We start from the raw sequence: 6,463 nt of genomic DNA on the forward strand, positions 1-6,463 counted from the left end.
CAGATCAAAATGTGGGAGGGGGCTTGCCCCCGATGAGGCCATCAGCCACACCACACAATCAAAGCGCCCGCGCAATAATCTCCTTCATGATCTCATTGGTCCCCGCATAAATGCGCTGCACGCGCGCATCCGCCCACGCCCGCGCAATCGGGTATTCCCACATGAAGCCGTAGCCGCCGTGCAGTTGCACGCACTCATCGAGCACCTTGCATTGCAGGTCCGTGGCCCAATACTTGGCCATTGCCGCAGTGGGCACATCCAGCTTTCCTTCAAGGTGCAGTGCCAGGCATTTATCCACGAACACGCGGCCGATTTGAATCTCGGTGGCCATCTCCGCCAGCTTGAACCGGGTGTTCTGAAAGTCGGCAATCGCCTTGCCGAACGCCTTGCGCTCGCGGGTGTAATCCAACGTCCACTGCAGCGCCGCCTCCGCTGAAGACAGCGCGCCAATCGCCACGGTCAGCCGCTCCTGGGGCAGTTCCTGCATCAGGTACGCAAAGCCCATTCCGGACTGGCCCAGCAGGTTTTCCTTGGGCACACGCACATCCTGGAAGAACAACTCCGAGGTGTCCTGGGCCTTCATGCCGACCTTCTCCAGGCGCTTGCCCTTGGCGAAGCCCGGTGTATCGGCTTCCACCAGGAACAGGCTGGTGCCCTTCGCGCCGGCCTTGGGATCGGTCTTGGCGACCACGATCACCAGGTCGGCCAGATAGCCGTTGGTGATAAAGGTCTTGGAGCCGTTGATCACATAGTCATCACCGTCCGCCACTGCCGTGGTCTTCACCCCTTGCAGGTCGGAGCCGGCCCCCGGCTCGGTCATGGCAATGGCCGTGACCTTCTCGCCCGAAACCAACTTGGGCAAGTATTTGTGTTTCAGCGTTTCGCTGCCGTAGTGAAGGATGTACGGCGCGACAATGTCCGAATGCAGTGAAAAACCAATGCCGGTCAAGCCCAGGCGACTGATCTCTTCGATCACCACCGCGCTGTAGAGAAAGTCCGCGCCCAGCCCGCCGTATTCTTCCGGCACGTGCGAACACAGCATCCCCGCCTCCCCCGCCTTGTTCCACAGGCTGCGGTCGATATGACCCTGTTTCTCCCATTGCCCATGGAAGGGCGCCGCCTCCTTTTCAAGAAAGGTGCCCACGCTGTCGCGAAAGAGTTCGTGCTCCGGGCTGAACAAGGTTCTGGCAATCATGGGTCACCTGCGTGGATTGTCGGACAAAAATGATCCCACAGAGCCTATGCCGCGAATGCGTCACGGGACACTGGACACTGGACACATGCGACAAAAAATAAGACGATCCAGCCGTCTGGTGACCACTTTCCCCTATAAGAATAAATGAAATTATGTCTAACCAAATCTCCACGCCCCTGCGGCGCGTCAGCATTCTGGCCATTGATCGGGTATTTGCTTCCACCCTCATGCAAGCCAAGGATTTTTTCCACCTCGCCAGCCTGCGTTATGGCAAGCAACAAGGGCTGGGCCTGACCCCTGCCTTTGAAACACGCCTGGTCAGCCCCGACGGGCAATCGGTGCGCAGTTTCAGCGATGTGATCATGCCGGTGGACGGCGGCCTGGAAGATGCCGACATCATCGTGCTGCCGGCCTTCTGGGACGACTTCGACGCCATGTGCACCCGCTACCCCCAGGTGCTGCCGTGGCTGCGCGAACAACACGCCCGCGGCGCCGTGCTGTGCGGCGAAGCCACCGGGGTATTCTGGCTGGCCGAAGCCGGCCTGCTCGATGGCAAGGAAGCGACCACTTACTGGCGCTTCTTCACTGTATTCAGCGAACGCTTCCCCCAGGTGCAGCTCAACCAGGACAAGCACCTGACCGACGCCGACAACCTGTACTGCGCCGGCGGCACCACCTCAGCCTGCGACCTCTACATTTATCTGATCGAACGCTTCTGCGGGGCCAACATCGCCCAGGCCGTGGCCCGCGACATTCTGTATGAAGTGCAACGCAGCTATTCGCCGGGGCGCATCGGTTTCGGCGGGCAGAAGCTGCACCAGGATGTGATCATCCTGCAGATCCAGCATTGGCTCGAAGAACACTTTGCCGACAAGTTCCGCTTCGAAGACGTCGCCAGGGAGCACGGCATGAGCATCCGCAACTTCATGCGCCGCTTCCAGGCCGCCACCGGCGACAAGCCGCTGCATTATCTGCAACGCTTGCGCATCGAGACCGCCAAGGGCCTGCTGTCGGGCAGCCGCAAGAGCATCAAGACCATCAGCTATGAGGTGGGTTACGACGATGCGAGCTTCTTTGCGCGGTTGTTCAGGCAGCACACGGAGTTGTCGCCGAATCAATACCGCCAGCAATTCCAGCAGGCCGCGTAACTGGATATACACAAAACCAATGTGGGAGGGGGCTTGCCCCCGATAGCAGGGTGTCAGTCACTGCATGAGTTGACTGATCCACCGCTATCGGGGGCAAGCCCCCTCCCACAGTTTGATTTGCATTGATCTTAGGGTTTGTGTCCGCGCGACAGGAATTCGTGGGACTGCATTTCCAGCAAACGGCTCAAGGTGCGCTGGAATTCGAAGTTCAAGCGCCCGCCGGTATACAGGTCCTTGAGTTCGACTTCCGCCGAGATGATCAGCTTGACGTTACGGTCGTAGAATTCATCGACCATGTTGATAAAGCGCCGCGCAATGTCGTCGGTGGTCACGCCCATCTGCTCCACACCGCTCAAGATCACCGCATGGAAGATCTTGCCCAGTTCGATGTAGTCGTTCTGGCTACGCGGGCCGTCGCACAGTTGACGGAATTCGAACCAGGCCACGTCATCGCAGGTACGCAAGGCGATGATTTCGCGGTTCTCGATCATCAACTTGTCGTTTTCCACCGCCTGGGTGCATTCCGGCGTCAACGCACGGAAGCTTTTCTTCAGGCTTTCGTGGGCCGCCTCGTTGAGCGGAAAGTGGAACAGCTCCGCTTGCTCGAGGTGACGCAAACGATAGTCGACGCCGCTGTCGACATTGACGATATCGGTGTTCTGCTTGATCAACGCAATGGCCGGCAGGAAGCGCGCGCGCTGCAGGCCGTCCTTGTAGAGGCCATCGGGCACGATGTTCGAGGTGGCGACCAGGGTCACGCCGTTCTTGAACAGCTCTTCCATCAAGGTGCCGAGGATCATGGCGTCGGTGATGTCGGAGACGAAGAACTCATCGAAGCAGATCACCCGCGCTTCGTCGGAGAAACGCTTGGCAATGATCGTCAGCGGGTTCTTTTCCCCCGGCAGGGTCTTCATTTCTTCGTGCACACGCTTCATGAAGCGGTGGAAGTGGGTACGCACCTTTTCCTTGAACGGCAGCGCTTCGAAGAAAGTGTCCACCAGGTAAGTCTTGCCCCGGCCGACGCCACCCCAGAAGTACAGGCCCTTGACCGGCGTGTGGTCTTTTTTGCCAAACAGCTTGCTGAACATCCCCGGCTTGGTTTGCGAGGCTGCGACCAGGTCTTCATACAGGCGCTGCAAATGACGCACCGCATTTTCCTGGGCCGCGTCATGGAAGAAGTCAGGGCGTTTCAGATCAGCTTGATATCGTTCTAGGGGCGTCATAATTTCGTTAGCAAGGCAACAAAAACGGGCCGTCACTGTAACGACGGCCCTGGATAATGGCAATCAACCCTTGGTCGGGTTAATCCTCGGAAGGGGCCAACGCGACGCGCAACGCAGCGATGGCGACATCGCGGGAGACGCTGTCGGCGAACTCGGCGCTGTCAGCCACAGCGGCGTCGTCCAGCCATACGCTGAAGCGCTGGGCCTCGGTGCGTATGTCCAAATCACCGCTCTGCAATTGCCTGGTCACCGCGCCTGCCGCTTTGCCGTCGGCGAAGGTGCGCGACAGCAGCAGTTGCTCGCCATCGGCCGCCAGCAGGCGGAAGCGGAAGCTGCCGTCGTCCTCACGAAAGCTCACGAAGCGCGCAGCCTTCGCTGCTTTCTTCTTGGTGACGACCGGCGCCGCAGCCTGGTTGACGAACGAGCGCAGGCCCACCGCTTCGCGCAGCTCAGCCAGGAACGGCGCCGCCACGGCACGGGCTTTTTTCGCGCCGACCAGCAGCAGGTCTTCCATGTCGGACGGGCGCGACATCAGTTGGTGATAACGCTCGCGCGCTTCACCGAGTTGCCCGTCGAGCAGTTGGAACAGACGGTTCTTCGCCTCGCCCCAGCCCAGGCCTTGCAGCAGCTCACCACGGAATTCTTCTTCCTGGGCCTTGGTCGCGAATGCCTGGTACAGGGTGAACAGGTGCGAGTTGTCCGGGTCCTTGGCTTCCCCTGGCGCACGCGAATCGGTGACGATCCGCGAGATCGACTCCTTCATGTCCTTGGCGCTGGTGAACAACGGGATGGTGTTGTCATAGCTCTTGGACATCTTGCGCCCGTCCAGGCCCGGCAAGGTGGCGACGCTTTCTTCGATCAACGCTTCAGGCATGGTGAAGAATTCTTTACCGTTGCCGAACAGGTGGTTGAAACGCTGGCCGATATCACGGGCCATTTCCACGTGCTGGATCTGGTCGCGGCCGACCGGCACCTTGTGCGCGTTGAACATCAGGATGTCCGCTGCCATCAATACCGGGTAGCTGTACAGCCCCATGCTGATGCCCGCATCCGGGTCTTCGCCGCTCTCCACGTTTTTGTCCACCGACGCCTTGTAGGCGTGGGCGCGGTTGAGCAGGCCCTTGGCGGCCACACAGGTCAGCAGCCAGGTCAGCTCGGGGATCTCGGGGATGTCGGACTGGCGGTAGAACGTCACTCGGTTCACATCCAGGCCACCGGCCAGCCAGGTCGCGGCGATTTCCATGCGCGAGCGCTGGATGCGCTGCGGGTCATCGCACTTGATCAGGGCGTGGTAGTCGGCCAGGAAGTAGAAGGAATCGGCATTGGCGTCTTCGCTGGCAAGGATCGCCGGGCGGATCGCACCGGCGTAGTTGCCCAGGTGCGGCGTGCCGGTGGTGGTGATGCCGGTGAGGATGCGGGTACGGGTCGTCATGGGTGATCGCTTGTCGTCAATTCGAAAGGCGTGGCAGCACCAGATCCTTGAGATCGGTCAGCTTGCCATGAAAAAAGTGTCCGCATTCTGCCACTTTCAGCAGCTCATGGGGGCGATTCAAGGCGGCGGACCAGTCGTAGACAACTTGCGGGTCGACCACTTCGTCGGTTTCCGGCTGGATCAGGGTCAACGGGCAACCCTGCGGCAGCACATCGGTGTCGCGCAGACGCATCACGGCGGCGGCGACCATGAACAGGTGCGCAAGCTTTTCGCCCTTGGCTTCCAGGCGGCCGCCGAGGCTTGCGGCCACATACCCACCAAAGGAAAACCCCAGCAGGGTCAGCGGCAACTGCGGGTGTTTTTCGCGCAACCAGGTGGCGGCCGCTTCGGCATCGTCGACTTCACCGCTGGCCATATCGTGGGAACCGGCGCTGGCGCCGACACCACGATAATTGAAACGCAACGTAATCAAACCGGCATCGCGCGCGGTGCGCTGCAGGGTCGACACCACTTTATTGAGCATGGTCCCGCCCTGCACCGGGTTGGGGTGGCAGATCAGCGCCAGGCCACGTGGTTCGGGGTGATCCAGATACAGGGCTTCCAGTTGGCCCACCGGGCCATCGATCAAAACGGGGGTTTCACGCATGAGCAAGGATGAACTCCGTGACCTCTCAAGGGGTCGACTCGTCTAGCTAAAAGTCTGTGCATGGCATCATTGCGAGCTTAATCGCGGTATACAGCGCAGGTTTGAGCCGTTAACGTAAAGCAAAGCCGTTTATAGAGGAAGGACTCGTGGAACACTCGCTCTTAGTTTGGTTGTTGCCGACTCTTGCCCTGGTTGCCGGTGTCGCCATTGGATTCCTGGTTGCTCGCCTGCTGCCGAATGCCGCGCCTAACCGCACGCAACGTCAGCTGGATGACATTCAGGAACGTTTTGACAGTTATCAGAACGAGGTTGTTACCCACTTCAACAGCACCGCGACCCTGGTCAAGAAGCTCACCCAGAGCTACCAGGAAGTACAGGATCATCTCGCCGATGGCGCAAACCGCCTGGCCCTCGACGACATCACCCGCCAGCGCCTGCTGGCCGCGCTGCATTCCGATGCACCGCAAACCCCACGGGAACGCCTGACACCGCCGCGGGAAAACCAGGAGCCACCACGGGACTACGCGCCGAAGACGCCGAACGCCCCAGGCATGCTGGATGAGCATTACGGTTTGAAGAAGTAATTCATTCAAGCAATTAAAAAGCCCGGCTGGTCGATGATCAGCCGGGCTTTTTGTTGGGGCTAAGTTTCCCTGACCATGGAGATCTAATGTGGGAGGGGGCTTGCCCCCGATGGCCATACGTATCTACACACCTGCGTAGCACCCAACCGTAACCACGATGCGAAGCGAGTCGCTCTTGATCTTGATCTGCTTTTGATCCTAGGCGCCCCGTTAAACCACGCTGGCCGAACGCAGG

The 6,463-nt window shown here is 59.9% G+C and carries 6 protein-coding genes; 2 read left to right on the forward strand and 4 right to left on the reverse strand.

The genetic code is table 11. From position 1 onward, the window contains the following. Positions 1 to 58: 58 nt before the first annotated feature. Complete coding sequence (locus BFP93_RS14395) at positions 59 to 1,195, reverse strand: acyl-CoA dehydrogenase family protein (protein ID WP_065893635.1); 1,137 nt, start codon at positions 1,193 to 1,195, stop codon at positions 59 to 61. Positions 1,196 to 1,422: 227 nt separating this feature from the next. Between BFP93_RS14395 and BFP93_RS14400 the strand changes: the two genes are divergently transcribed. Next, the gene (locus BFP93_RS14400; protein ID WP_170827557.1) at positions 1,423 to 2,343 is read left to right on the forward strand and encodes a GlxA family transcriptional regulator; all 921 of its coding nucleotides are present in this window, start codon (positions 1,423 to 1,425) and stop codon (positions 2,341 to 2,343) included. A 128-nt stretch (positions 2,344 to 2,471) separates the two neighbouring features. Here the strand turns inward: BFP93_RS14400 and zapE are convergent, their stop codons facing one another. The 3 genes from zapE to BFP93_RS14415 all read right to left on the reverse strand — a co-directional run bounded on the left by zapE (position 2,472) and on the right by BFP93_RS14415 (position 5,644). Beyond that, positions 2,472 to 3,566 (reverse strand): cell division protein ZapE, encoded by a 1,095-nt coding sequence (gene zapE, locus BFP93_RS14405; RefSeq protein ID WP_057724535.1) that lies wholly within the window; start codon positions 3,564 to 3,566, stop codon positions 2,472 to 2,474. A 79-nt stretch (positions 3,567 to 3,645) separates the two neighbouring features. Then, on the reverse strand, positions 3,646 to 4,998 hold the full coding sequence (locus BFP93_RS14410) for a tryptophan--tRNA ligase (RefSeq protein ID WP_065893636.1): 1,353 nt from the start codon (positions 4,996 to 4,998) through the stop codon (positions 3,646 to 3,648). 16 nt (positions 4,999 to 5,014) lie between these two features. Beyond that, positions 5,015 to 5,644: an alpha/beta hydrolase gene (locus tag BFP93_RS14415; protein WP_065893637.1), complete on the reverse strand. Its 630-nt coding sequence runs from the start codon at positions 5,642 to 5,644 to the stop codon at positions 5,015 to 5,017. 146 nt (positions 5,645 to 5,790) lie between these two features. Between BFP93_RS14415 and BFP93_RS14420 the strand changes: the two genes are divergently transcribed. Next, on the forward strand, positions 5,791 to 6,228 hold the full coding sequence (locus BFP93_RS14420; RefSeq protein WP_003171734.1) for a YhcB family protein: 438 nt from the start codon (positions 5,791 to 5,793) through the stop codon (positions 6,226 to 6,228). The last annotated feature ends 235 nt before the right edge of the window (positions 6,229 to 6,463 follow it).

The organism is Pseudomonas sp. 44 R 15 (genome assembly GCF_900004965.1).
Classification (GTDB): Bacteria; Pseudomonadota; Gammaproteobacteria; order Pseudomonadales; family Pseudomonadaceae; genus Aquipseudomonas; species Aquipseudomonas orientalis_A.

What these genes read in the sequence shown, in the direction of transcription:
- BFP93_RS14410 (WP_065893636.1), bottom strand. Translation starts at nt 4,998, where the DNA reads ATGACGACCCGTACCCGCATCCTCACCGGCATCACCACCACCGGCACG.
- BFP93_RS14400 (WP_170827557.1), top strand. Translation starts at nt 1,423, where the DNA reads ATGCAAGCCAAGGATTTTTTCCACCTCGCCAGCCTGCGTTATGGCAAG.
- zapE (WP_057724535.1), bottom strand. Translation starts at nt 3,566, where the DNA reads ATGACGCCCCTAGAACGATATCAAGCTGATCTGAAACGCCCTGACTTC.
- BFP93_RS14415 (WP_065893637.1), bottom strand. Translation starts at nt 5,644, where the DNA reads ATGCGTGAAACCCCCGTTTTGATCGATGGCCCGGTGGGCCAACTGGAA.
- BFP93_RS14395 (WP_065893635.1), bottom strand. Translation starts at nt 1,195, where the DNA reads ATGATTGCCAGAACCTTGTTCAGCCCGGAGCACGAACTCTTTCGCGAC.